We start from the raw sequence: 22,109 nt of genomic DNA, 5'->3' as shown, positions 1-22,109 counted from the left end.
CATGGCGGACACGAACACATTCGATCTGCGGCGCTACCTGAAAGGCGGCGGGCATTCCTTCGGGGTCTGGGCGGCGCTGGTCATCGTCGTGCTTTTCGGGCTCATGCGCTACGACAACTTCGGCGGTGCCTACAACATTTCGTCGTTCCTGAACTACAACGCCATGTTCATCGTCATTTCGGTTGGCATGTGCTTCGTGATCCTGACCGGAGGGATCGACCTGTCGGTGGGGTCGGTGGCGGCCTTCACTTCGGTTGTCGCGGCCTATCTGTCGCCCTATGGGATCCAGGTCGCGCTTCCGGGTGCGGTGCTGGCGGGGCTGGCCATCGGCGGGCTGAACGCCTTCTTCGTGGTGGCCATGCGCATTCCGCCCTTCATCGCCACGCTGGCGACAATGCTGGGTGCCAAGGGCGGGGCGCTGGTGATTTCGGGCGCTCAGACCATCGCGATCGACTGGGAGTCGAATTTCACCAAGCTGGGCATGGAGAAAGCCTTTGGCCTGCTGCCCTGGACCATCGTCATCACCGCGGTTGTGGTTGTCGCCCTGTGGATCGTGCTTGAATTCACCTCGCTGGGCCGCACCGTCCTGGCTGTCGGCGGGGGCGAGGACGCGACGATGATGATGGGGCTTGGCGTGGCGCGGGCCAAGGTTTTCGTCTATCTCCTCAGCGGTGGCTGCGGTGGCCTGGCCGGGGTGTTCCTGGCCTCGGGGTTTGGCGCGGGGCAGCCCCTCGAAGGGGTCGGCTGGGAGCTTTCGGCCATCGCCTCGGTGGTGGTGGGCGGCACCCTCTTGACGGGCGGAATGGGTTCGGTCGCGGCGACCGTCGCCGGCGCGCTGCTGCTGGGCCTTGTGTTCAACATCCTGAACTTCGAAAACGGGCGGGGTGTCATCAGCCTCAGTGCCTATTGGCAGATGGTCATTCGCGGCGGATTTCTTTTCGCGGTCATCCTTCTGCAATCGCAATTGACAACCAGAACCCGGAGGGCCGCGGAATGAGCGATATCACCAGCGTCAGGGTCCGGCTGTTCGACGTGCCGCTGGCCGAGGTCCTTTCGGATGCCAAGCATGGCGATCACACCCACTTCGAACTTGTGACCGCCACGGTCACGCTTGCCGACGGCAGTGTCGGCACCGGTTACACCTATACCGGCGGGCGGGGCGGGCGGGCCATCGCGGCAATGATCGAACACGACCTGGCGCCCTTCCTCGTCGGGCAGGATGGCGGGGCGGTCGAGGCGCTGAACGATGCGATGCAGTGGCATGTGCACTATGTAGCGCGTGGTGGAATTGCCGCCTTCGCGATCTCGGCGCTTGACATCGCGCTCTGGGATCTGCGCGGCAAGCGCAGCGGCCAGCCCCTGTGGAAGATGGCCGGCGGCACGTCAGACCGCTGCCGCGCCTATGCCGGGGGGATCGACCTGAACTTTCCGCTGCCCAAGCTTCTGCGCAGCGTGCAGGGATACCTGGAGCGGGGCTTTGACGGGGTGAAGATCAAGATCGGTCAGCCGACCCTGGAAGAGGATATCGCCCGCATCAAGGCCGTGCGCGAACTTGTCGGGCCCGACGTGGCCTTCATGGTCGATGCCAACTATTCGATGACGGTGGACCAGGCGATCGCGGCCGCCCGTGCCTTTGCCCCCCACGACATCACCTGGTTCGAAGAACCCACCATCCCGGACGACTATAAGGGTTTCGGCAAGATTGCCGCCGAAACCGGCATGCCGCTGGCCATGGGCGAGAACCTGCACACCATCCACGAATTCGAACAGGCCTTCGCCGAGGCGCGCCTGTCCTTCATTCAGCCCGACGCCAGCAATTGCGGCGGTATCACCGGCTGGCTTCAGGTGGCCGGGCTGAGCCGTCGGCACGGCATTCCGGTCTGCAGCCACGGGATGCAGGAACTGCACGTCAGCCTTGTCTCGGCACAGTCCAACCCGGGCTGGATCGAGGTTCATTCCTTCCCCATCGATGAATACACCCACCGCCCCCTGGTGGTCGAGAACCACCTGGCCGTGGCCCCGGACACACCGGGCATCGGTGTCGCCTTCGACTGGGACAAACTTCAAGCAGCACACGAGGACATGCACAGATGACCATGATCGCCGCCGCCTTCTACCGCGGAAACAAGAGCTTTGCCGTCGAGCAGGTCGAGGCGCCGACGCCCTCGGCGGGCCAGGTCATGCTGCGCGTCGCCTATTGCGGCATCTGCGGCACCGACATGCATGTCTTTCACGGCAACATGGATGCCCGCGTCGGCCTGAACCGGATCGTGGGCCACGAGATGTCGGGCATCGTCGAAGCCGTGGGGGCAGACGTGGACAGGGTGAAGCCCGGTCAGAAGGTCGTGGTGCGCCCGCTGGATCATTGCGGCGACTGCCCGGCCTGCAACGCGGGCCATAGCCACATCTGCCACAATCTGGCGTTCCTTGGCCTGGACACCGACGGTGCCATGCAGGAACTTTGGTGCGCGCCCGCCCATACCCTGCATGTTCTGCCCAATGACATGCGGCTGGATCATGCCGCGCTGATCGAACCGGTGGCGGTGGCCTGCCATGACGTGCGCATGGCCAGGCTGCAACCGGACGAGGACGTGGTCGTGATCGGCGGCGGACCGATCGGGGTGCTGGTGGCGATGGTGGCACGCGATGCCGGCGGCAAGGTGGTGATCTCCGAGGTCAACGAAACGCGCCGGGCCATCGCCGATGCCCTGGGCTTTGATACGGTGAACCCCGCGACGGCAGATCTGCAGGCCGCCATCATGGCGCGCACGGATGGCAAGGGTGCGGATGTCGTCTTCGAGGTGTCGGGCAGTCAGGCAGGCGTCGATGCGATGACGGCGGTGGCCGCAACCCGCGGCCGCATCTGCATGGTCGCCATCCATGCCAAGAAGCCGCAGGTCGACATGTTCCGGTTCTTCTGGCGCGAATTGCAGCTTGTCGGCGCCCGCGTCTATGAGCCGGAAGACTACGACAAGGCGATTTCGCTGGTGGCCGGGGGCGCCATCGCCGCCGAAAGCGTGATCACCGATGTCAGCCCGCTGGCCGGGATCCAGCAGGCGTTCGAGGCCCTCGACGCAAGCCCGACCGCGCTCAAGAGCCTGATCAAGGTGGGAGAGGTGGCATGAGTGTTCTGAATTCCTTTGACCTTGGCGGCAAGACAGCCGTTGTCACCGGGGTCAATCGCGGCATCGGGCGCGCCATGGCCGAGGCCTTGGCCCAGGCCGGCGCCGATATCGTGGGGGTCAGCGCGTCGTTGCGCCCGGGGTCCGAAGTGGAACAGGCGGTCACTGCACTGGGTCGGCGGTTCACGCCCTGTCAATGCGATTTCTCGGACCGGGCGGCAGTGACCGGGCTTGCCGCGCGGCTGGAAGCCGATGGCATCGCGCCGGATATCCTGGTCAACAATGCGGGCACCATCCGGCGCAAGCCCGCCGCCGCGCATCCCGACGACTGGTGGGACGAGGTGATAGAGGTGAACCTGTCGGCGCAATTCGTGCTGAGCCGCGAGATCGGGCGCGGCATGATCGAACGGGGCCGGGGCAAGATCATCTTCACCGCCTCGCTTCTGACCTTCCAGGGCGGGATCACCGTGCCGGGCTATGCGGCGTCCAAGGGCGGTATCGGCCAGCTGACAAAGGCGCTGGCCAACGAATGGGCGGGGCGCGGTGTCAACGTCAATGCCATCGCGCCGGGTTATATCGCCACCGACAACACGCAGGCGCTTCGCGATGATCCGGAACGGTCAGAGGCCATCCTTGCGCGGATTCCGGCCGGACGATGGGGTCAGCCGCAGGATTTCGGCGGGCCGGTGGTCTTTCTGGCCTCGGCGGCGTCGGACTATGTGAACGGCGAGATCCTTGTCGTCGACGGGGGCTGGATGGGGCGCTGAGCGTCGGCGCCGGAACCTGCGCGCAGTCGCGCACCCGTCATTGGCGGGGCCGCACGCGAAAGGTGGCGTGCGGCCCCGCCGTGATTCAGGCCGCAACCGCCTGACGCAGGATCGCGGCGGTATCGTGGCGGGGCTCTTCCCCGATCTCGGCCATTTTCGCGTCCAGCTTGTGCAGCATGGTCGCGAAGACTTCGGCATGGGCCGGGTCATGGGCCAGGTTGTTCAACTCGTGCGGGTCGGCCTCGCAATCGAAAAGTTCCCACTCCGGCGGCTCGTCGCCCGCGTTGGCGCCGATCTGGTCCAGGGGTTCGTTGTACCAGTAGATCAGCTTGTAGCGCGCGCTGCGGATTCCGTAGTGGGCGAATGCGTTGTGGATATCGTCCTTGTGCATCCAGTAGCGGTGATAGGCCACCTCCTGCCAATCGTCCCCTGCCGTGCTTTCGAACACCGGGCGCAGGCTGTTGCCCTGCATGTAGGTCGGAGAGGTCTGACCGGCATAGTCAAGGAAGGTCGGGGCGAAATCGACGTTCATGGCAATGTCCTTGGACACGCTGCCGGGCGCGATGGCGCGGGGGTATTGCACAAGGAACGGCATCTGAAGCGATTCCTCGTACATGAAGCGCTTGTCGAACCAGCCATGTTCGCCCAGGAAAAACCCCTGATCCGAGGTATAGATCACGATGGTGTCGTCGGTCAGGCCCTCGGCGTCCAGCGTATCAAGCAGACGGCCCACACTTTCGTCGATGGCCGCGACGGTGCGCAGGTAACGCTTGATGTAGCGCTGGTACTTGAACAGGTCCAATTCGCGCTTGGTTTCAAAGGTATAGGTTTCGCCGGTGGCGCGGTCGATCAGGCGCAGGCCCTCGTGATCGTCGGGCACGGTGCGCAGGTCGGCGCCGGGCATCACCATCTCGCCCACCTCGCTGCCGCCCTCGGGCTGCACCAGGCCAAGGTCGGTATAGCTCATGTCGCGGCGCACGCGCATCTTGGCGGCACCGGCGGCGACGGCGCGGTTTTCATAGGTGTCGTCGAAGGTTTCGGGCACCGGCAGGTCGTCGGTGTAAAGATCGTTGTGGCGCGGGTGCGGCACGAAGGGGCGGTGGGGCGCCTTGTGGTGGCACATCAGGAAGAACGGGCGATCCTTGTCGCGGTTCGTAATGAAATCGACCGACTTGTCGGTGATGATGTCGGTGGCATAGCCCTTTTCGACGGTCTCGCCCTCGGGACCGATCATCACGGGATCGAAGTATTCGCCCTGCCCGGGGACCACCGACCACTGATCGAAACCGCTGGGCTGGTGCGCCGGGCCTTCGCCCAGGTGCCACTTGCCGAACATCGCGGTCTGATAGCCGGTCGAACGCAGGTGCTTGGCCACGTTCGGCAGGCGGTTGTCGAGGTGGGTGTCCAGCGTCGTGACAAGGTTCACGTGGTTGTAGGTGCCGGTCAGGATCGACGCGCGCGAAGGCGTGCAGATCGAATTGGTGACATAGCAACGGTCCATCCGCATGCCGTTCTGCGCGATACGGTCGATCTGCGGGGTGGAGTTCAGCCCCGAACCATAGGCGGAAATGGCGGCGGCGGCGTGATCGTCGCACATGATGAACAGGATGTTGGGCCGGGTCATGGGTATCCTCAAGGCAGGGTGGGGGCCGGCCGCCTGGCTGCGGCCGGCCGGATGGGCATCAGCGGGCGTAAAGATCGCCGAGGTAGAATTCGGAAGCCGGCAGCGGTTCGTCGATCTTGCCGAAGTCGGCATAGAGATTGGCCAACGTGTCGAACCAGTTGCCGACGTTGCCGTTGCGGGTCAGCTCCTCAAGCTCGGCGCTGGAAGGCAGTTTGGCCTGAACCGCCTCGGCCTTCAGGGGGCCTTCGGGCACGCCCAGGAACTTGGCGGTGATCGAAACCGCCTCGTCCAGGTTGTCGCGGCGGAAATCCAGCGCTTCCTTGATGACGGCATTGACCTTCAGGATCGCCTCTTCGTTGCCGGCCATGGCGTCGCTGACGATGAAGCTGGAGGGGAAGGCAATCTCGGGGAAGAAATCCTCGTTCGAGGTCAGTTCGCCCAGGTCGGGGATGCGCTGCTTGATCACGTCGACGAAGGGATACCAGATGCCCGCACCGTCGATCTGCCCCGAGGCAAAGGCGGTGACGATGGTGCTGGGGTCCATCTTGACGACTTCGATGTCATCCGTGGTCATGCCGGCGCGATCCAGCGCCAGGCGCAGCAACATGTCGCCCGAGGTGCCTTCGGGCACGCCGACCTTCTTGCCCTTCAGCCCTTCGATCCCGTCGATGCCGGGCTGGGCGATCACGCGGTCGGTATAGCCCAGGGCGTTGACGGCGATTACCTTGGCCTGGCCGCTGGCGGGCAGCCACAGCGCGCCGGGGCCGATATAGGCAAAGTCCAGCGAACCGGCGTTCAGCGCCTGAACCTGGATCGGGCCGTTGGTGAAGACCTTGGTGTCGGCGTCAAGCCCGTGCTTTTCCCACAGACCCTTTTCCGTGGCGATGGCCACCATCGAGGTGCCGAAATAATCGGCGATGTAACCCATGCGGATTTCGGTCATGTCCTGGGCCGATGCGGCGGTGCCGAAGGTCGCGGCCAGGGCGATCAGCCCGGCGGTGGTGCCCAGAAAGTTGCGCTTGGTGATTTGCATGATGTTCCTCCTCTTCATGCGGTTTCTTTGTCGGAACGGGTATAGACCGCGTGCCAGACACGATTGCGGATCTTGGTGAATTCGGACGACAGGCGGATGTCCTCGTTGCGGGGAAAGGGCAGGTCGACCTCGATGATCTCCTGCAGGCGCCCGGGGCGCGCCGCCAGAACGATCACCCGGTGCGCCAGGTAGACCGCTTCGTCGACATCGTGGGTGATGAACATGATGGTGCGCTTGTCGCGCGACCAGGTATCAAGCAGCTGATCCTGAAGGCGCACCCGCGTCAGCGCGTCCAGCGCGCCAAAGGGTTCGTCCATCAGTAGAACACTGGGGTTCACCGCATAGGCCCGCGCGATGGCGCAGCGCTGCTTCATCCCGCCCGAGAGGTTCTTGGGCAGGGTGTCGGCGAAATCCGACAGACCGACAAGCGCGATGTAGTGTTCGGCCCGCTTGCGCCTTTCGTCCTTGCCCAGCCCCTGAAGCTTGAGGCCGAATTCGACATTCTTGCGCACCGTCAGCCAGGGAAACAGCGCATATTGCTGGAAGATCACGCCACGGTCGGGGCCGGGGCCGTGCACCTCGGTTCCGTTCACAAGACATTGGCCGGATGTGACATCCTGCAACCCGGCCACGATATTCATAGCGGTGGATTTGCCACAGCCCGAGGGCCCGACGACGGTGACGATTTCACCATCGGCGATATCCAGGTTCAGGTTCCGAAGGGCGGTGAAGGCATCGACGCCTTCACCGAACACCTTGGTGACATTGTCGAAACGGATCTTGGGGTCCTGGGTGTCCATGATCACATCCTTTCCTGCCAGCCGGTAAGGCGGGTGTCGCTCCAGACGACGACGCGGTCCATGATCAGCCCAAGTATTCCGATGGTGATCAGCGACACGAAGATCGTCGGCAAATCGTAGTAAAGCTGCGCCTGCTGCATCCTGAACCCCAGCCCCGATTGGGCCGCGATCAGTTCGGCCGCCACCACCGTCGCCCAGGCCGAGCCCAGCCCGATGCGAAAGCCCACGAGGATGAAGGGCGTCGAGGCCGGGATGACGACCTTGGCAAAGATCGTGCGGTCCGACGCGCCCAGCACCCGGGCGGCGTTGATATAGGTCTTGTCGACGCTGATGACGCCTTGATAGGTCGCCACCACCGACGACAGGAATGCCGCCAGGAAGATGACGAAGATCTTGGGCTTTTCGTCGATCCCCAGCGTGACGATGGCCAGGGGGATGATCGCCAGCGGCGGGACGACGCGGAAGAACTGGATCCAGGGGTCGATGAGCGACCGCGCGGTCTTGTACCAGCCCATCAGGAAGCCGACCGGAATGGCAACGGCCGTGCCGATGACAAAACCGGTCAACACCCGCGCCAGCGACGCCCCGGCATCCGATAGAAGTTGCCCGTTGGCCAGAAGCTCGCCAAAGCGGATCGCGACGGCAAGCGGGTTGGGCAGCACCGACAGCCCGGACACCGTGGCAAGCCACCACAGGCCGATGCCCGCCGCGAAGGAAATGATACCCAGAACAAGGGCGCGGGGCGGGACGCCGCGGCGTTTCTGATCGGGTGGTTCGGCGTCGGATATGACGGACATCTGTTACTCTCCCTTCCCGGCCACGGCCGGGCCTTTTCTGCGATTCATGTCGTGACGCGGTGATGCGCCGGGCGCTGGCGCGACGGGCCGGCGGCATAGAAGAACCGGTCCAGCCCCACGCAGGCCGCACCGCGCACACCGACACCGGGGCCCAGCAATGTCGGGCCGATGGTCAGGCCGACACGTTGCTGCTGCATGATGCGCCCGCCCAGATCCTGGCGCAGGCGGTCGGTGAATTCGGGCGGCGCCACTTCCAGGTGTCCGCCCAGCACCACCGCCTCGGGGGCGATCAGGGTGACGGTGGTGGCCAGGGCGCGCAGGAAGGCATCGTAGATGCCGTCCCATTCGGGGGTGCGCATGGCCGCGGCGATCAGGCCTTCGGGCGGCACTTCGTCAAGGCCCAGGGCCTTCAGCAACGGGCGTTCGGCAAAGACCGTTTCAAGGCAGCCGCGCCCGCCGCAGGCGCAGGACGCGCCGTTCTGGTCGATCACGATATGGCCCAGTTCGATGGGGCCGCCGATCCGCGCCGGAGCCAGCGCCCGCGAGGCATAGGCAAGGCCCCCGCCGGTGCCGCGCCCCATGAAGACATGCAGGGTGCTTTCGGCGGTGCGCCCGGCGCCGAACCAGGTTTCGGCCAGGGCGATGGCGGTGGCGTTGTGCTGAAGCGCCACGGGCAGGTCGAAGGCGGCCTCGAAGCGGTCGGCGAAGGGCACGTCGTACCAACCGGTTGCGACGGCATGGGTGTTGATGCGCTGAGCGGCGTCCACCCGACCGGGAACCCCGACACCGACCCCGACGATATCCTGGCGCAGGGTGCCGTTGCGTTCGAACAGGTCGTTGGCGGCGGCGACGGTGCGTTCGATCACCTCGTCAGGCGACGAGGCGGTATCGAAACCGAACCGCGTTTCGGCTACCGGCTCCAGCCGCAGGTTGGTCAGGGCGATGGCCACCTTGCCCGCCGACAGGTGAATGCCACAGACCAGCCGGGCATCGGGGCAAAGGCTGATCGTGACGGGGGGGCGGCCGATGCCGGTGAAATCCTCGGCCCGGGTTTCGCGGGCATAGCCCTCGGCAAGGATCTGGGCGGTGATCTTCGTGGTCGCGGCCGAGGACAGACCCGTGGCGCGCACGATATCGGCCCGGGAAAGCCCTTCGGTATCGCGCAGCAGGCTGAGGATGTTGCCGATGGCCGTCATGTCGCCCTCCTTTTGTTTACTTAGTGAGTAAAGTAACGAGGGATTCTGTCAATCCCTTTTCTGAAAATGGCTGTCGGCAAGCCCGGCGCGCCGGCCAGCAAGAAACCAGCCTTGCGGGGCCGCATTCGGGGTGCCCGAAAAAGTGGAAATGGATGTTGACAGACCACAATCGGGATAGGTAACAATCATTTTCAATAAACCTGTCCTACAAGTTTGGCGAATCTGCATTGGAAACCCCGTGAATCCTCGCGTCAAAACTCCCGGTAGCCAGAACCTGGTCGGCGAAACCATCGCCGCCATCACGCGGCATATCCGGGTAAACGATCTTGGCCTGGGGGACAGGCTGCCCAGCGAGATCGAGATGAGCCGGGAGCTGAACGTATCGCGCACCACAGTGCGTGAGGCCTTTCGCTCGCTCGCGGCGATGCGGCTGATCGAACAGAACACCGGCAAGCGGGCGACGGTGGCGGGGCTGGACTATGCCTCGCTGTCGCCGCTCATCGAACACGGTGTCCACATCGATCAGATATCGATCCAGCAGATCTATGACGTGCGCCGCACGATCGAGGCGCGCACCGCGGCCCTGGCGGCGCTGCGGCGCACCGAAGATGAGGCCGCGCAGATCGTGGCGCATTCGCAGGTCATGTCCGAATCGCACGATGATCTGGACCGGATGCTGGAACACGACATCGCTTTCCACCTGGCGATCGCGAAGGCGGCGCGCAATCCGGTGTTCACGCTGATCGTCGGCGCCTTCGAAGGCATCACCCGCCAGACCTGGCCCATCGGATGGCGCAGCCGTACCGAGCGCAGCCAGCAGGAAAAGGTTGTCGGGCTGCATTGCGACCTGGCCGAGGCGATACAGACGGGAAATCCACAACGAGCGAGCGAACTGATGTCGCTCCATTTCGATGAAAGTGTCCGCGCGCTGGTCGCGGCCGGAATAGCGTGAGGCAAACATGAAGATAACCGGAATCGAAACCATCCGCATTGCCGAACGGCCCAACCTGCTGTGGATCGAGGTGCACACCGACGAAGGCATCACCGGCCTGGGCGAGACGTTCTTCCTTGCCGAAACGGTCGAAACCTACATCCACGAATTCATCGCGCCGCAGGTGATCGGGCGCGACCCGCTGCAGATCGACCTGCTGGCGGCCGATCTGAACGGCTATCTGGGGTTCCGGTCCACCGGGGCCGAGGTGCGCGGCAATTCCGCCTTCGACATCGCGCTGTGGGACATCTTCGGCAAGGCCACGGGCCAGCCGATTGCCCAGCTTCTGGGCGGCTTCTCGCGCCGCGAGATCCGCACCTACAACACCTGCGCCGGGACCGAATACATCAAGAAGGCCACCGGCCAGCAGTCGGGGAACTATGGGCTGGAGACGCGCGGGCAGTATGACGACCTGAACGGTTTCCTGCACCGCGCCGACGAACTGGCGCAATCGCTGCTGGAAGATGGCATCACCGCCATGAAGATCTGGCCCTTCGACATGGCCGCCGAAAAGACCCGCGGTCAGTACATCTCGGGGCCGGACATGCGCGCGGCACTTGAACCGTTCGAGAAGATCCGCAACGCGGTGGGCGACAAGATCGACATCATGGTCGAGTTCCATTCGATGTGGCAACTGCTGCCGGCCATGGAAATCGCCCGCGAGCTGGAGCAGTTCCGCACCTTCTGGCACGAAGACCCCATCAAGATGGACAGCCTGGGCGACCTGGCCCGCTATGCCGCCGTCAGCCGCGCCCCGATTTCGGCGTCGGAAACGCTGGGCAGCCGCTGGGCCTTCCGCGACCTGCTGGAAACCGGTGCGGCGGGTATTGTCATGCTGGACATTTCCTGGTGCGGTGGCCTGTCCGAGGCGCGCAAGATCGCCGCCATGGCCGAAACCTGGCACCTGCCGGTTGCGCCGCACGATTGCACCGGGCCGGTGGTTCTGGGGGCATCGACACATCTGTCGCTGAATGCGCCCAACGCGCTGGTGCAGGAAAGCGTGCGCGCCTTCTACAACACCTGGTACCGCGATCTGGTGACCGCGCTGCCGACGGTAACCAACGGCATGATCACGGTGCCGCCGGGGCCGGGGCTGGGCATGGCGCTCAACCCCGAGCTTGCCCGTGCCTTTGACGTGACAAGGCGAATGACGACCGGGGCAGATATCTGACCCGCAAGATTTACCAAGGGAGGAAGACATGAAGAAACTCGTATCCACCATCGCCCTTGCGGCGGCGCTGACCGGTGGTCAGGCCATGGCGCAGGACGACAAGATGAACATCGTTTTCACGCATCACTCGTCGGCATCCAACCCGTTCTGGCAGGCCGTCAAGAAGGGCTTTGACGACGCCTGCGAAAAGATCGAGGCGAACTGCCAGATGGTCTTTACCCAGACCGAAGGCGCCATCGACCAGCAGGCCGCCAACATGATGACCGCGCTGGCGCGCAGCCCCGACGCCCTGCTGACCTCGATCGTCGACAACAACGCCTTTGACGAGATCATCCAGCGTGCGGTCGATGACGGCGTGATCACCGTCGCCGTCAACGTGGACGACAGCGAAGGCGCCGCAGGCAACGCCCGCGCGGCCTTCATCGGTCAGGGCTTCGTGCCGGCGGGCCGGTCGCTGGCCGCCAAGATGACCGAGTTCTTCCCCGAGGAAGGCCCGATCAACGCGGTCGTCGGCATTTCGGCGCCCGGCCAGAACTGGTCGGAACAGCGCGGCCAGGGCGTGATCGAGGGCCTCAAGGCCTGGGCCGAGGAAACCGGCCGCGACGTCAACATCGAACGGCTGGACACCGGCACCGACGGTGCGCAGGTGGCCGAACGGGTGGGCGCCTATATCAACGCCAACCCCGACACGACGGTCTATTTCGACACCGGGCTGTGGCACGCCTATGTCGCGCAGGTTCTGGCCGATCGCGGGATCGAACCGGGCACCGTTCTGATGGGCGGCTTCGACATCGTGTCCGAAGTGCTGCAGCAGATGGAGGCCGGCTATATCCAGGTGCAGGTCGACCAGCAGCCCTACATGCAGGGGTTCATGCCGGTCGTACAGGCCTACCTGGCCCACAACTTCGGCCTGTCGCCCACCGATGTGGACACCGGTCAGGGCCTTGTCCTGCAAGAGGATGTTGCCGCCCTGAAAGACCTCGCCGCGCAGGGCCTGCGCTGAGCATCTGACGATCCGGGGTCGCGGGCAACGCACCGCGGCCCCCTTCAGAACCAAGGGGGCGGACGGGCTTCATGCGACGACTACTCAAGATCTACATGGAAAAACCAGAGCTGGCGGGCATCGTGTTCCTGCTTCTGCTGGCGGCGGTGTTCCAGTTTCAGACCGACGGCGCGTTTCTGAACGCCTACAACATGCAGGGTATCCTGGGCATCCTGCCTGAAATGGCGCTGGTGGCCATCGGTGTGACCCTGCTGATGATATGCGGCGAATTCGACCTCTCGGTGGGGTCGGTATTCGCGCTGACGCCCATGGTGATGGCGGTTCTCATTCAGGACGGCTGGCCCTTCCTGCCCGCGATCATGGCCGGCATGGCAACGGCGCTTCTGATCGGATTCGTCAACGGCTTCCTGACCATCCGCTTCCAGATCCCCAGCTTCATCACCACGCTTGGGATGCTGTTCGTCGCGCGGTCGATCACCGTCGTGATTTCCGGGGGCTTCCCGCCGGTCCTGCCGCGCGACGCCTTGCCGCGAGGGATGTTCACATCCTTTGTCGGGCCGAACGATCTGTTCCGCATGTCCTTTGTCTGGTTCGTCCTGGTGGCGGTGGTGGTATCGCTTCTGCTGTCGCGCACGAACTTCGGCAACTGGGTGCGCGCCACGGGCGGTTTCCTGCCCGCGGCCCAGGCCATGGGCATTCCCACGGCGCGGGTGAAGACCGCGTGTTTCATGCTGTGTTCGCTGCTGGCGGGGTTCGCCGGCACCATCCAGGTGATGCGCCTTGGCGCGCCGCTGCCCTCGATCGGCGAGGGGCTGGAGCTTCAGGCCGTCGCGGCGGCAGTGATCGGCGGCACGGCCCTGACCGGCGGGATCGGCACGATCCTGGGGGGCATCATCGGCGCCACCCTGATCCGGGTGATCGACAACGGGCTGGTGCTGTCGCAGGTCGATGCCAACTGGTTCAAGCTGGCGATCGGTTCGCTGACCATCTTCGCCGTCATCCTCAACTCCTGGCTGCGCAAGAAGGCCAAGGCAATGAAGGTGGAGACCTGACATGGCCGATCCCATCATCAAGATCCGCAACCTGCACAAATGGTATTCCGGCGTGCACGCCCTGAAGGGGGTGTCGCTGGACATCCAGCCGAACGAGGCGCTTGGCCTTGTCGGGGACAACGGCGCCGGCAAATCCACGCTGATCAACATCCTGTCGGGCATCCAGCAGGCCGACGAGGGCGAAATCACCATCGACGGCGAAAAGGTGAACTTCCGCAACCCGCGCGATGCCATGGATCGCGGGATCGAGACGATCTACCAGTACAACTCGATGGTGCCGACCATGAGCATCGCGCGCAACATGTTCATCGGCCGCGAGCCGCTGAAGGCGTCGTTCATGGGCGTAGGCATCATGGACCGCAAGCGCATGGCCGAGGAAAGCGTCCAGGCCATCGCCGATGTCGATCTGCACCTGCGATCGCCCGATGCCCTTGTGGGCGAACTTTCGGGCGGCCAGCGGCAGGGCGTCGCCATCGCGCGGGCCATGCACTTCAAATCCAAGGTGATGATCCTGGATGAACCGACAAACCACCTTGCGGTGAAGGAAACGCAGAAGGTGATCGGTTTCGTGCAATCGCTGAAGGAACTGGGGATCACCGCGATCTTCATCAGCCACAATATCCATCATGTCTTCGAATGCTGCGACCGGATCGTGGCCATGGCGCGCGGCGAGGTGGTTCTCGACCGCCGCACCGAAGAGACGAACATGGAAGAAATCCATTCGGCCCTGTGAAGGAGGAAACCATGGCAGAACTAGACGGAAAGAGGGTTCTCCTCACCGGGGGGCTTGGCTCTCTGGGGCGGGCCCAGGCGCAGGAACTTGCAGGGCGGGGCGCGCAGGTCACCATCCTGGAACGGCCCGAGTATGAGGACGGCGCGGCGCGGGCGGGCGAACTGGGCGCCAGCTTCCTGCCCTGCGATCTGAACGATCTCGAAGCTGCCCAGGACACCGTGCGCCAGGCGGGCGGTTTCGACATCCTGGTCAACAACGCCGCCCTGATCATCAACCGCCCCTATTCGGCCTTTACCATGGCCGAATACGAAGACCAGGTGCGCGTGAACTCGTCCGCGGCCTTCGCGCTGACGGCGGTGTGCGCCGAACACATGAAGGCGCAGGGCTGGGGTAGGGTGGTCAACTTTACCTCGGTCACGTTGAAGGGGATGATCGACGGTTATGTGCCCTACATCGCATCCAAGGGTGCGATGCTGGGGCTGACCGTCAGCCTTGCGCGCGAACTTGGCCCCCACGGCATCACCGTCAACGCGGTTGCGCCCGGCGCCATCGTCAGCGAGGCCGAGGCGCGGGTCTTTGCCGACAAGGCACAGGAATATTCCCATTGGGTGCTGGAACAGCAATGCCTGAAAACCCGGATCGAACCCGCCGACGTTGCGCGACTGGTGGCGTTCCTGGTATCGCCGGGGGCGGCGATGATCACGGCACAGAATATCGGCATCGATGGGGGATGGCTGGGTGGCAAGGCTCCTGGAACTGAGTGACGCGCGCAGCCGCCTGCGCCTGGTGCCCGCCCTTGGCGGGGCCGTGGCGGATATGCAGGCGCGGCTGCCCGATGGCACGGAACAGCCGGTCCTGCGCCCCTGGCCGGGGACGGAGGCGGGCGTCTTCGGGGTCGGGATGAACCTGCTGGTGCCCTTTTCAAACCGGATATCGGGGGGCGGCTTCGCCTTCGATCCGGGCGAGGGTGAAACATTTCATCCCCTCGCGCCCAACCTGACGGGCGAGCCTTTTCCGATTCACGGCGATGGCTTCCAGAAACCCTGGCAGGTCGTCAGCCAAAGCGCCACGCAGGCGGTGCTGGCGCTTGAGGACGGCGCAATCGGGCCTTACCGCTACAGCGCCGAGGCAACCTATCGGCTGAACGACGGCACGCTTCACGCTGGACTGCGGATCACGAACAAGGGGCGTGAACTGCCCTTCGGTGGCGGTTTCCATCCCTGGTTCCCGCGTGGCGCCGAAACCCGGCTGACCTTCGATCACAAGGGCGTCTGGCTGGAGGATGCGCAGCACCTTCCGACCCGCGAAGTTTCGGCCGCCGAATGGGGCCAGGCCGCCTTCGCCAGCGGCGCGCCCCTGCCCGAGGGGCTGATCAACAACGCCTTCACCCGATGGCCCGGCACGGTGACGATCGCACAGCCGCACCTGGGGATCGATCTTCGGATGACGGCGGACACTGACCTTGATACTGCCATTGTCTATTCGCCGGGCGCGCAGAGCGGATTCTTCTGTTTCGAACCGGTGAGCCATCCGGTGGATGCCCACAACATGGCAGGCATGCCCGGCCTGAAACGCCTTGCCCATGGCGCGACCCTGGAATTCGCGATGCAACTGGAATGGCAGTCGCGGGCCTGAGGCGCACCGGATCGCTATGGATTGGCCGGTCGCTCGGGCCCCATGCGTCGGAACGAACGCAGCAGGCGGGCCGTCACGCCCAGGGCCGCGCCGGTCGAGGCCAGAAGATCTGGAAAGCACAGCCATTCCAGCGTCCAGGAAATACCCGAGCGTTCGTTTTCGTGAACCGCCGACAGGCCTGCGGCGCCAAGGTTCAGCGAGGATTTCCGCGCCAGGGCGACCAGCAGTTCGGCATCGACCGGATTGACCTTGTGAGGCATCGAGGACGAACTGCCGCCTGTCAGGGCAAGGGCATCGATGCCGTCCTGCACCATCAAGGCAACATCGATGCCGATCTTGCCCGTGGCCTGCGTCGTCTGCGCCAGCGTGGTCGCCAGATGGAACATCCTGCTCCGCTCTACATGCCAGGGCCCGCCGGGATCGGGCAGGCCAAGGCGTTCGGCCAGGGCGGCCCGCAGGGCGCCACCGCCATCCGTGAACTTGTCAAGCGTTCCCACCGGTCCGGCGAATTGCAGCGCCAGGCCAGTGTCCTGCATCCCGCGCAGGCGGTGGCGCGCCGCGACAAGCCCCTGTTTCCAGGTACAAAGCCGGTCGCCGACGGAAAAGGGCAGGGCGGCGCGCATCCGCGTGACCGCCATCAGCGGGCGGTCGCCCCATTGGTCGGCCAGCGCCCCGACCTCGGTTTCAAGCGCTTCAAGCTGCCTTTCATATCCCGCCAGCAGCGGTTTCAGACGCAACATCAGGCTGGTGTCGACCACATCCTGACTGGTGGCCCCCATGTGCAGATATTGCCTTGCGGGGGCGTCGACAGCCCGGCGCAGCTGGTCGATCAGGCCCGGAACGACAACCCCGTCACGCGCGGTACTGGCACGCAGGGCCGCGATATCGGGCTGAAACCCCGCGCATGCCTGCCCGATACGCACGGCGGCGGAGTCGGGCACAAGGCCAAGGTCGGCCTGTGACCGGGCCAGCGCGCTTTCGAACCGCAGCATCGCCGCGAGGTCGGCCTCAAAGGAAAGGGCCAGGCGCGTGGCCTCGTCGCCGGCCCAGCCCGACAGCACGGGGTGATCGAAGACAGAGACGCTCATGCGCAATCACCCGAGAAACCGAGGATATGATCGGCAAGCGCTTCGGGCGCTTCGATGCAGGGCAGGTGGCCGGCCGCCGGGATTGCCGCGAACCGCGCCCCGGGGATGCCGTCGGCCAGGGCCCTGACAACGGCGGGCGGGGTCGAGGCATCATGCTCGCCGACAAGGCACAATGTGGGGGCGGAAATCTGCCCAATGCGCTGGGTCAGGTCGGCCTCGCGCAGGGCCGCGACACTGCCCAGGTAGCCTTCGTCGGATTGGCGCACCAGCATGTTGCGCATGATTTCAACCTCGCCGGGATGATTTTCCCTGAAGGCCGGGGAAAACCAGCGCTCCATCTGTTCGTCGGCGATGGCCCCTATGCCCCCCTTGCGGATTCGGTTCGTCCTGTCCTGATACCGCGCGGATGTGCCGATCCGCGCGGCGGTATCGCAGAGGATCAGGCCCCGGACCAGCTCAGGCTGGCCAAGCGCGGTTTCCATGGCGACAAGACCGCCGATCGACAAGCCGCACAGAAACACCGGCCCTTCGGCGAATTCAGCGATCAGCGCCACAAGGTCGGCGGCGTGGGTGGCGATCCGGCACTCGCCCGTGCCGCTGCCGGACAGGCCGTGCCCCCGCTTGTCGTAGCGGATCACGTTCAGGTGCGGGCGCAGCGCCGGAACCACCCGGTTCCAGATCCTCAGATCGCACCCGAGAGAGTTGATGAACACCAGCGTCGGTGCCCGGCCTGGCCCTGCCGCAACTTCGACGTTCAGCGTGACGTCGGCACACCGGAAGGCCCGCGGCCAGCGAACTTCAACGCTCATTGCTTCTGTGCCGCCATCCGCAGCCGGCGACGCCCCACGATCACCGGGATCACGATGGTCAGCGCCGTCAGGACATAGAGCGCCTGGCTGTCGAAGGATTCCAGCAGGATCGACCAGTCACCGCCCGACATCGACAGGGCGCGGCGCAGGTTGTTTTCGAAGAGGCTGCCCAGCACGAAACCCAGGATCACGGGGGCCAGCTGAAAATCGAGCTTGCGCAGGATCCAGCCGAAAATCCCGAGGCCGATGGCAAGTTTCAGATCGAAGGTATTGCCGATCACGGCATAGACCCCGACAAAGGCCAGCACCCCGATAAGCGGCGTCAGATAGCGCGGCGGGATCGTCAGCATCCGGGCAAACAGCCCGACCAGCGGCAGGTTGATCACCAGAAGCGCCACGTTGCCGATATACATCGACGCAATCAGGCCCCAGGCGATTTCCGGCCTTTGCTGGAACATCAGCGGGCCGGGCTGCACGTTGAACAACAGCAGCGCCCCCAGAAGCATCGCCGTGGTGCCCGACCCGGGAATCCCGAGGGTGAGCATGGGCACCATGGCCCCGCCGGCGGCGGCATTGTTGGCGCTTTCCGGGGCGGCAAGGCCGCGCGGATCGCCTGTGCCGAACTTTTCGCTGTCGCGGGCCAGCCGTTTCTCGGTTCCATAGGCGACCGCCGAAGCGACCGACGCGCCGGTGCCCGGCAGGATGCCGACGAAGAAGCCGATGACCGACCCGCGCGCGATGGTCCATTTGGTCAGCAGAAGATCGGCCTTCGACACGAAGCTCTTGTCGAGTTTCAGAAGCGACATGCGCCCCGTCACCTGCTGTTCGACAAGGTGCAGAAGCTCTCCGATGCCGAAAAGGCCGATGATGACGACCAGGAAATCGATCCCGGCCAGGATGTCGGGGATGCCGAAATCGTACCGTTTGATCCCGGTCGAGGCATCGATGCCGACCGTGGCCAGCATCAGCCCGATCAGTGCGGCGATCAGGGTTTTCAGCGGGTCCTTGCCCACAAGTGAGGCCAGCGAGGCGAAGGCAAAGACCATCAGCGCGACATAATCGGCCGGTGAGAACGAGATCGCATAGGAGGCAAGGAGGGGGCCGAAGACGCTCATCAGGACAACGGCGAAGGTGCCCCCGATGAAGGATGCGACGGCCGACAGGGAAAGGGCGCGCCCCGCCTCGCCGTTCACCGCCATGGGGTGGCCATCGAGGGTGGTCATCACCGCGCCTGAATCACCGGGCACGTTCAGCAGGATCGACGAGATCCTGCCGCCGTATTCCGCACCGTAATAGATGCCGGCCAGCAGGATCAGCGCCGATTCCACCGGCAGTCCTAGGCCATAGGCGATGGGCAACAGGATCGCCACGCCGTTCGTGGGCCCGATTCCGGGCAGGGCGCCGATCAGGGTTCCGCCAAAGCACCCCACCAGCACGAGGAACAGGTTGAAAGGGTGCAGCGCGACGCCAAATCCGCCGGCAAGGCCCGAAAGTACGGTTTCCATATCTAGATCAGTCCAGGAATTCGAGCAAACCGCCCGGCAGGTTGAGATCGAGAAGATCGGTGAAGACGAAGAAGGTGACGGTGCTGACCACCGCGCCGAAGATCACGGCCTTCACGGGCCGGGTGCCCAGAAGCCAGGTCACGGCAGAACAGAAGCCCCAGGTCGACAGGATGAAGCCAAGCCGCTGGAACAGGATCGCATAGAGCAGGAGAAACCCCGCGACGACTGCCAGCCGGATGATCGTTTTCCGTGCCACGTCCGGAGCCACGCCCGAGGGCCGCACCAGCCGGATTGCAAGGGCCACCGCCATCAAGAGCCCCAGAAGGCGGGGCCAGGTTTCCGGCCCCAGGGGGTCGTACTGGATCGGGGCCTTGATCGTGACGAAGGCGAAATAGAGATAGCCGAGCGTCAGGATGAACAGGGCGCCGTAGAAAAGCCGTTCGGCCATGGTTCGCCTCCGGGTGTGGGCGTTTCGGGGGGACAGGGCGCAGGGGCGCGCGCCCTGTCCGGTGCCGTTTACTGGATCAGGCCCGCGCGTTGCGCCATGCCGCGCAGACGGTCCACGCGGTCGGCGATGGATGCGTTCAGTTCGTCGCCGGCCATCTGCATCTTGAGCAGGCCCTTCTCGGCAACCACCTTGTTGAAGTGGTCATTCTCATAGGCGGAGCGGAACACGTCGATCCATTCCTGGTAGGCTTCGTCCGAAACGTTCTTGCCCACGTAGAAGCCCCGCATGATCGTGTACTCGGCGTCATAGCCCTGTTCGATCGCAGTCGGGATTTCCTCGAAGGGGGCGGGAAGCCGCTCGGGCGACAGCGAGGCGAGAATGCGCATTTCGCCCGTGTCCATGTGGGCCGTCATTTCGCCCATATCGGCGAAGAAGACATCGGTGTTGCCGCCCAGCAGGGCCGCGATCGCCTCGCCGCCGCCGTCGAAGGCGACATAGCGGATCGTCTTGGCATCCAGTCCGACGGTATCCAGCAAGATCGCGCCCTTCATCCAGTCCTGCGATCCGACCGAACCGCCCGACCCGAAGATCACCGATGTCGGGTCTTCCTTCAGGGTCGCCACCAGATCGTCGAGGTTCTGCCATTCGCTGTCGGCGCGCACGACGACGGCGCCGAAGTCGGCCCCGACCGTGCCCACGAAACGCACGTCGTTCTCTGTCCATTCACCGAACTTGCCGGTCACGATATTCAGAAGCGACCCCGTCGAGAATGCGACGATGGCGTTGGGATCGTCGGTGCGGGTCGTGTTGAACTGGTTGATCGCCACGGCGCCCGACCCGCCCGGCAGGAAGGAAACCTTCATCGGTTCTGACAGGACCTCGGAAAATCCGTCCTGGGCCACGCGGCAGGTCAGGTCGAACCCGCCGCCGGGTTGTGCCGGAGCGATACACTCCGGATCGGTGATCGCATTCTGGGCCAGAGCGGCCCCACCTGCAAACATGCCGACGGCGCAGGCCGCCGCGAAAACGATGCGCATTGATAATCTCCTCCCTGTTGACCGGCAGATGTCGCCTGCCGCCTTCATGCCGCAACTTACGAAGGCTTGCGATGCACCACAAATGATCATTGTTGACTTGGACATTCAAAAAATCTGAAACTGTATCGCACAGCCGGTTCACCTGGAAAAAGGCGGTGCGATGAACCTTGCCAACCTCACCACGCTCAAGATCGTCTGCGATACCGCCAGCGTGACAAAGGCCGCGGCGCGCCTGCACTGCGTGCCGTCGGCCGTCACGGCGCGGCTGAAACAGCTTGAGGCCGAAGTGGGCCAGAAGCTGGTGACACGCGAAAGCAGCGGCATGGTGCCGACACCCACGGGGAGGATCCTGCTGGAGTATTCGGAAAAGGCGATCAAGCTGTTCGACGAAGCGGCCAAGGCAGTGCGCCACGATGCCGAACCGCGCGGCACCCTGCGCGTGGGGGCCACCGATACCGCCGCAACCATCTATCTGCCGCCAGTCTTCGCCCGCTATCACGAAACCTATCCCGACGTGACATTCGAGATCACCTCGACCGTGACAAGCGAGCTGATCGCGCTGGTCAAGGCCCATGATCTGGACTGTGCGATCATCAACACGCAACCCGCCGACCCGGCCCTGAACATCGAGATGGTGCGCCGCGAACGCCTGGTGCTGGCCTCGGCCCGCCGTGTGAGCGATCCGTTCGGACAGCGGGATTCCACCTTCCTAGCGGCCCGGGCAGGTGGCGCGCAACGCAAGCACATCGAACAATGGTGGGCCAGCAGCGGTTATCCCCAGTTGCGCATCATCGAAATGCCCAGCATCGGCCTGCGGCTGAGCTTCGCCGCCGCCGGGATCGGAATCACGGTTCTGCCGCTCTCGGCGCTCGAGAACATCGCGAACCGCGACACGGTGCGCCTGCACGACATCCCCGAGCCCTGGTGCTGGCAGGACACGGTGTTGATCTCGCGCGCCGACAGCCCGGAATTCGCCGCCCGGCGCAGGTTCGCTGACATTCTGCACGCGGCTGTATCGACCCAGTGAAAACCTGCTCATGCTACAAGGGAGAACGTAGCGATGAGTATGACGATGGACGACAGCATCAAACGGTGGACGGCGAAGCGTAAGACGGCGCTCGTCATCGAGATCATCCAAGGCAAGACGACCGTGTCGGAGGCGAGCCGGTCGTTTGACCTGACGCCCTCCGAGATCGAGGGCTGGGTCGAGGAAGCGAAGCGCGGCATGGAGAACTCGCTGCGCGCCAACCCGCTCGATATCCGCGAGCAATACGAGAAGCAGCTCCGGGACCTGCAGG

23 protein-coding genes are annotated in these 22,109 nt (G+C 64.5%); 13 read left to right on the top strand and 10 right to left on the bottom strand.

Annotated features, from left to right (window positions below):
* Position 1: 1 nt before the first annotated feature.
* Genes H7828_RS12790 through H7828_RS12775 form a run of 4 tightly spaced genes read left to right on the top strand, consistent with a single transcriptional unit; the run spans position 2 to position 3,889 of the window.
* Complete coding sequence (locus H7828_RS12790) at positions 2-997, top strand: ABC transporter permease (RefSeq protein WP_226781435.1); 996 nt, start codon at positions 2-4, stop codon at positions 995-997.
* A complete protein-coding gene (locus H7828_RS12785) occupies positions 994-2,094 on the top strand; it encodes a mandelate racemase/muconate lactonizing enzyme family protein (RefSeq protein WP_226781434.1) in 1,101 nt (366 codons plus the stop codon). The genes H7828_RS12790 and H7828_RS12785 overlap by 4 nt, the downstream gene beginning before the upstream one ends.
* Positions 2,091-3,125, top strand: a complete 1,035-nt coding sequence (locus tag H7828_RS12780) for a zinc-dependent alcohol dehydrogenase (protein ID WP_226781433.1) — start codon at positions 2,091-2,093, stop codon at positions 3,123-3,125. The genes H7828_RS12785 and H7828_RS12780 overlap by 4 nt, the downstream gene beginning before the upstream one ends.
* Positions 3,122-3,889: an SDR family oxidoreductase gene (locus H7828_RS12775; RefSeq protein WP_226781432.1), complete on the top strand. Its 768-nt coding sequence runs from the start codon at positions 3,122-3,124 to the stop codon at positions 3,887-3,889. The genes H7828_RS12780 and H7828_RS12775 overlap by 4 nt, the downstream gene beginning before the upstream one ends.
* Positions 3,890-3,974: 85 nt before the next feature.
* Here H7828_RS12775 and H7828_RS12770 read toward each other — a convergent pair whose 3' ends face one another.
* The 5 genes from H7828_RS12770 to H7828_RS12750 are packed head-to-tail and all read right to left on the bottom strand — an operon-like array spanning position 3,975 to position 9,339.
* Positions 3,975-5,513 carry a sulfatase family protein gene (locus H7828_RS12770; RefSeq protein ID WP_226781431.1) on the bottom strand — a complete coding sequence of 513 codons (1,539 nt, stop codon included), beginning with the start codon at positions 5,511-5,513 and terminating at the stop codon, positions 3,975-3,977.
* A 58-nt stretch (positions 5,514-5,571) separates the two neighbouring features.
* Complete coding sequence (locus tag H7828_RS12765) at positions 5,572-6,546, bottom strand: aliphatic sulfonate ABC transporter substrate-binding protein (protein WP_226781430.1); 975 nt, start codon at positions 6,544-6,546, stop codon at positions 5,572-5,574.
* A gap of 14 nt (positions 6,547-6,560) precedes the next feature.
* Positions 6,561-7,346: an ABC transporter ATP-binding protein gene (locus H7828_RS12760; protein ID WP_226781429.1), complete on the bottom strand. Its 786-nt coding sequence runs from the start codon at positions 7,344-7,346 to the stop codon at positions 6,561-6,563.
* Between the two features lie 2 nt (positions 7,347-7,348).
* The gene (locus tag H7828_RS12755; RefSeq protein WP_226781428.1) at positions 7,349-8,143 is read right to left on the bottom strand and encodes an ABC transporter permease; all 795 of its coding nucleotides are present in this window, start codon (positions 8,141-8,143) and stop codon (positions 7,349-7,351) included.
* 44 nt (positions 8,144-8,187) lie between these two features.
* On the bottom strand, positions 8,188-9,339 hold the full coding sequence (locus H7828_RS12750) for an ROK family protein (protein ID WP_226781427.1): 1,152 nt from the start codon (positions 9,337-9,339) through the stop codon (positions 8,188-8,190).
* Positions 9,340-9,577: 238 nt separating this feature from the next.
* Between H7828_RS12750 and H7828_RS12745 the strand changes: the two genes are divergently transcribed.
* From H7828_RS12745 to H7828_RS12715, 7 genes are all read left to right on the top strand, one after another.
* On the top strand, positions 9,578-10,291 hold the full coding sequence (locus H7828_RS12745) for a FadR/GntR family transcriptional regulator (protein WP_226781426.1): 714 nt from the start codon (positions 9,578-9,580) through the stop codon (positions 10,289-10,291).
* Positions 10,292-10,298: 7 nt separating this feature from the next.
* Positions 10,299-11,501 carry a mandelate racemase/muconate lactonizing enzyme family protein gene (locus tag H7828_RS12740; protein ID WP_226781425.1) on the top strand — a complete coding sequence of 401 codons (1,203 nt, stop codon included), beginning with the start codon at positions 10,299-10,301 and terminating at the stop codon, positions 11,499-11,501.
* 28 nt (positions 11,502-11,529) lie between these two features.
* A complete protein-coding gene (locus H7828_RS12735; RefSeq protein WP_226781424.1) occupies positions 11,530-12,504 on the top strand; it encodes a sugar ABC transporter substrate-binding protein in 975 nt (324 codons plus the stop codon).
* Positions 12,505-12,575: 71 nt separating this feature from the next.
* Positions 12,576-13,556, top strand: a complete 981-nt coding sequence (locus H7828_RS12730) for an ABC transporter permease (RefSeq protein WP_226781423.1) — start codon at positions 12,576-12,578, stop codon at positions 13,554-13,556.
* A 1-nt stretch (position 13,557) separates the two neighbouring features.
* Positions 13,558-14,289: an ATP-binding cassette domain-containing protein gene (locus H7828_RS12725; RefSeq protein WP_226781422.1), complete on the top strand. Its 732-nt coding sequence runs from the start codon at positions 13,558-13,560 to the stop codon at positions 14,287-14,289.
* An 11-nt stretch (positions 14,290-14,300) separates the two neighbouring features.
* Entirely contained in the window at positions 14,301-15,053 is a 753-nt protein-coding gene (locus tag H7828_RS12720; protein ID WP_226781421.1) for an SDR family oxidoreductase, read from the top strand.
* Positions 15,028-15,924, top strand: coding sequence for an aldose 1-epimerase (locus H7828_RS12715; RefSeq protein WP_226781420.1), 897 nt, complete (start codon positions 15,028-15,030; stop codon positions 15,922-15,924). The genes H7828_RS12720 and H7828_RS12715 overlap by 26 nt, the downstream gene beginning before the upstream one ends.
* Before the next feature lie 14 nt (positions 15,925-15,938).
* Here H7828_RS12715 and H7828_RS12710 read toward each other — a convergent pair whose 3' ends face one another.
* The 5 genes from H7828_RS12710 to H7828_RS12690 all read right to left on the bottom strand — a co-directional run bounded on the left by H7828_RS12710 (position 15,939) and on the right by H7828_RS12690 (position 20,811).
* Positions 15,939-17,012, bottom strand: a complete 1,074-nt coding sequence (locus H7828_RS12710; protein WP_226781419.1) for a 3-carboxy-cis,cis-muconate cycloisomerase — start codon at positions 17,010-17,012, stop codon at positions 15,939-15,941.
* Complete coding sequence (gene pcaD / locus H7828_RS12705) at positions 17,009-17,821, bottom strand: 3-oxoadipate enol-lactonase (protein WP_226781418.1); 813 nt, start codon at positions 17,819-17,821, stop codon at positions 17,009-17,011. Before pcaD ends, H7828_RS12710 begins: the two co-directional genes overlap by 4 nt.
* Positions 17,818-19,326: a tripartite tricarboxylate transporter permease gene (locus H7828_RS12700; protein ID WP_226781417.1), complete on the bottom strand. Its 1,509-nt coding sequence runs from the start codon at positions 19,324-19,326 to the stop codon at positions 17,818-17,820. Before H7828_RS12700 ends, pcaD begins: the two co-directional genes overlap by 4 nt.
* Before the next feature lie 7 nt (positions 19,327-19,333).
* Positions 19,334-19,774: a tripartite tricarboxylate transporter TctB family protein gene (locus H7828_RS12695; RefSeq protein WP_226781416.1), complete on the bottom strand. Its 441-nt coding sequence runs from the start codon at positions 19,772-19,774 to the stop codon at positions 19,334-19,336.
* A gap of 68 nt (positions 19,775-19,842) precedes the next feature.
* Positions 19,843-20,811 carry a Bug family tripartite tricarboxylate transporter substrate binding protein gene (locus H7828_RS12690; RefSeq protein WP_226781415.1) on the bottom strand — a complete coding sequence of 323 codons (969 nt, stop codon included), beginning with the start codon at positions 20,809-20,811 and terminating at the stop codon, positions 19,843-19,845.
* Positions 20,812-20,971: 160 nt separating this feature from the next.
* Here H7828_RS12690 and H7828_RS12685 point away from each other — a divergent pair, with 160 nt between their 5' ends.
* Together H7828_RS12685 and H7828_RS12680 are read left to right on the top strand one after the other, a co-directional pair.
* Positions 20,972-21,838 carry a LysR family transcriptional regulator gene (locus tag H7828_RS12685; RefSeq protein WP_226781414.1) on the top strand — a complete coding sequence of 289 codons (867 nt, stop codon included), beginning with the start codon at positions 20,972-20,974 and terminating at the stop codon, positions 21,836-21,838.
* A gap of 45 nt (positions 21,839-21,883) precedes the next feature.
* The coding region (locus tag H7828_RS12680; RefSeq protein WP_226781413.1) for a DUF1153 domain-containing protein at positions 21,884-22,109 on the top strand (226 nt) is incomplete at its 3' end.

It is taken from the genome of Oceaniglobus trochenteri, from assembly GCF_020529025.1.
Lineage (GTDB): Bacteria > Pseudomonadota > Alphaproteobacteria > Rhodobacterales > Rhodobacteraceae > Oceaniglobus > Oceaniglobus trochenteri.
The sequence above is the reverse complement of the archived record's forward strand: the minus strand, read 5'-3'. Positions and strand labels throughout refer to the sequence as shown.

Excerpts from the sequence above, each read along its gene's own strand:
- H7828_RS12790 (WP_226781435.1), top strand. The coding sequence starts at position 2 with ATGGCGGACACGAACACATTCGATCTGCGGCGCTACCTGAAAGGCGGC.
- H7828_RS12785 (WP_226781434.1), top strand. The coding sequence starts at position 994 with ATGAGCGATATCACCAGCGTCAGGGTCCGGCTGTTCGACGTGCCGCTG.
- H7828_RS12780 (WP_226781433.1), top strand. The coding sequence starts at position 2,091 with ATGACCATGATCGCCGCCGCCTTCTACCGCGGAAACAAGAGCTTTGCC.
- H7828_RS12775 (WP_226781432.1), top strand. The coding sequence starts at position 3,122 with ATGAGTGTTCTGAATTCCTTTGACCTTGGCGGCAAGACAGCCGTTGTC.
- H7828_RS12770 (WP_226781431.1), bottom strand. The coding sequence starts at position 5,513 with ATGACCCGGCCCAACATCCTGTTCATCATGTGCGACGATCACGCCGCC.
- H7828_RS12765 (WP_226781430.1), bottom strand. The coding sequence starts at position 6,546 with ATGCAAATCACCAAGCGCAACTTTCTGGGCACCACCGCCGGGCTGATC.
- H7828_RS12760 (WP_226781429.1), bottom strand. The coding sequence starts at position 7,346 with ATGGACACCCAGGACCCCAAGATCCGTTTCGACAATGTCACCAAGGTG.
- H7828_RS12755 (WP_226781428.1), bottom strand. The coding sequence starts at position 8,143 with ATGTCCGTCATATCCGACGCCGAACCACCCGATCAGAAACGCCGCGGC.
- H7828_RS12750 (WP_226781427.1), bottom strand. The coding sequence starts at position 9,339 with ATGACGGCCATCGGCAACATCCTCAGCCTGCTGCGCGATACCGAAGGG.
- H7828_RS12740 (WP_226781425.1), top strand. The coding sequence starts at position 10,299 with ATGAAGATAACCGGAATCGAAACCATCCGCATTGCCGAACGGCCCAAC.
- H7828_RS12735 (WP_226781424.1), top strand. The coding sequence starts at position 11,530 with ATGAAGAAACTCGTATCCACCATCGCCCTTGCGGCGGCGCTGACCGGT.
- H7828_RS12730 (WP_226781423.1), top strand. The coding sequence starts at position 12,576 with ATGCGACGACTACTCAAGATCTACATGGAAAAACCAGAGCTGGCGGGC.
- H7828_RS12725 (WP_226781422.1), top strand. The coding sequence starts at position 13,558 with ATGGCCGATCCCATCATCAAGATCCGCAACCTGCACAAATGGTATTCC.
- H7828_RS12720 (WP_226781421.1), top strand. The coding sequence starts at position 14,301 with ATGGCAGAACTAGACGGAAAGAGGGTTCTCCTCACCGGGGGGCTTGGC.
- H7828_RS12710 (WP_226781419.1), bottom strand. The coding sequence starts at position 17,012 with ATGAGCGTCTCTGTCTTCGATCACCCCGTGCTGTCGGGCTGGGCCGGC.
- pcaD (WP_226781418.1), bottom strand. The coding sequence starts at position 17,821 with ATGAGCGTTGAAGTTCGCTGGCCGCGGGCCTTCCGGTGTGCCGACGTC.
- H7828_RS12700 (WP_226781417.1), bottom strand. The coding sequence starts at position 19,326 with ATGGAAACCGTACTTTCGGGCCTTGCCGGCGGATTTGGCGTCGCGCTG.
- H7828_RS12695 (WP_226781416.1), bottom strand. The coding sequence starts at position 19,774 with ATGGCCGAACGGCTTTTCTACGGCGCCCTGTTCATCCTGACGCTCGGC.
- H7828_RS12690 (WP_226781415.1), bottom strand. The coding sequence starts at position 20,811 with ATGCGCATCGTTTTCGCGGCGGCCTGCGCCGTCGGCATGTTTGCAGGT.
- H7828_RS12685 (WP_226781414.1), top strand. The coding sequence starts at position 20,972 with ATGAACCTTGCCAACCTCACCACGCTCAAGATCGTCTGCGATACCGCC.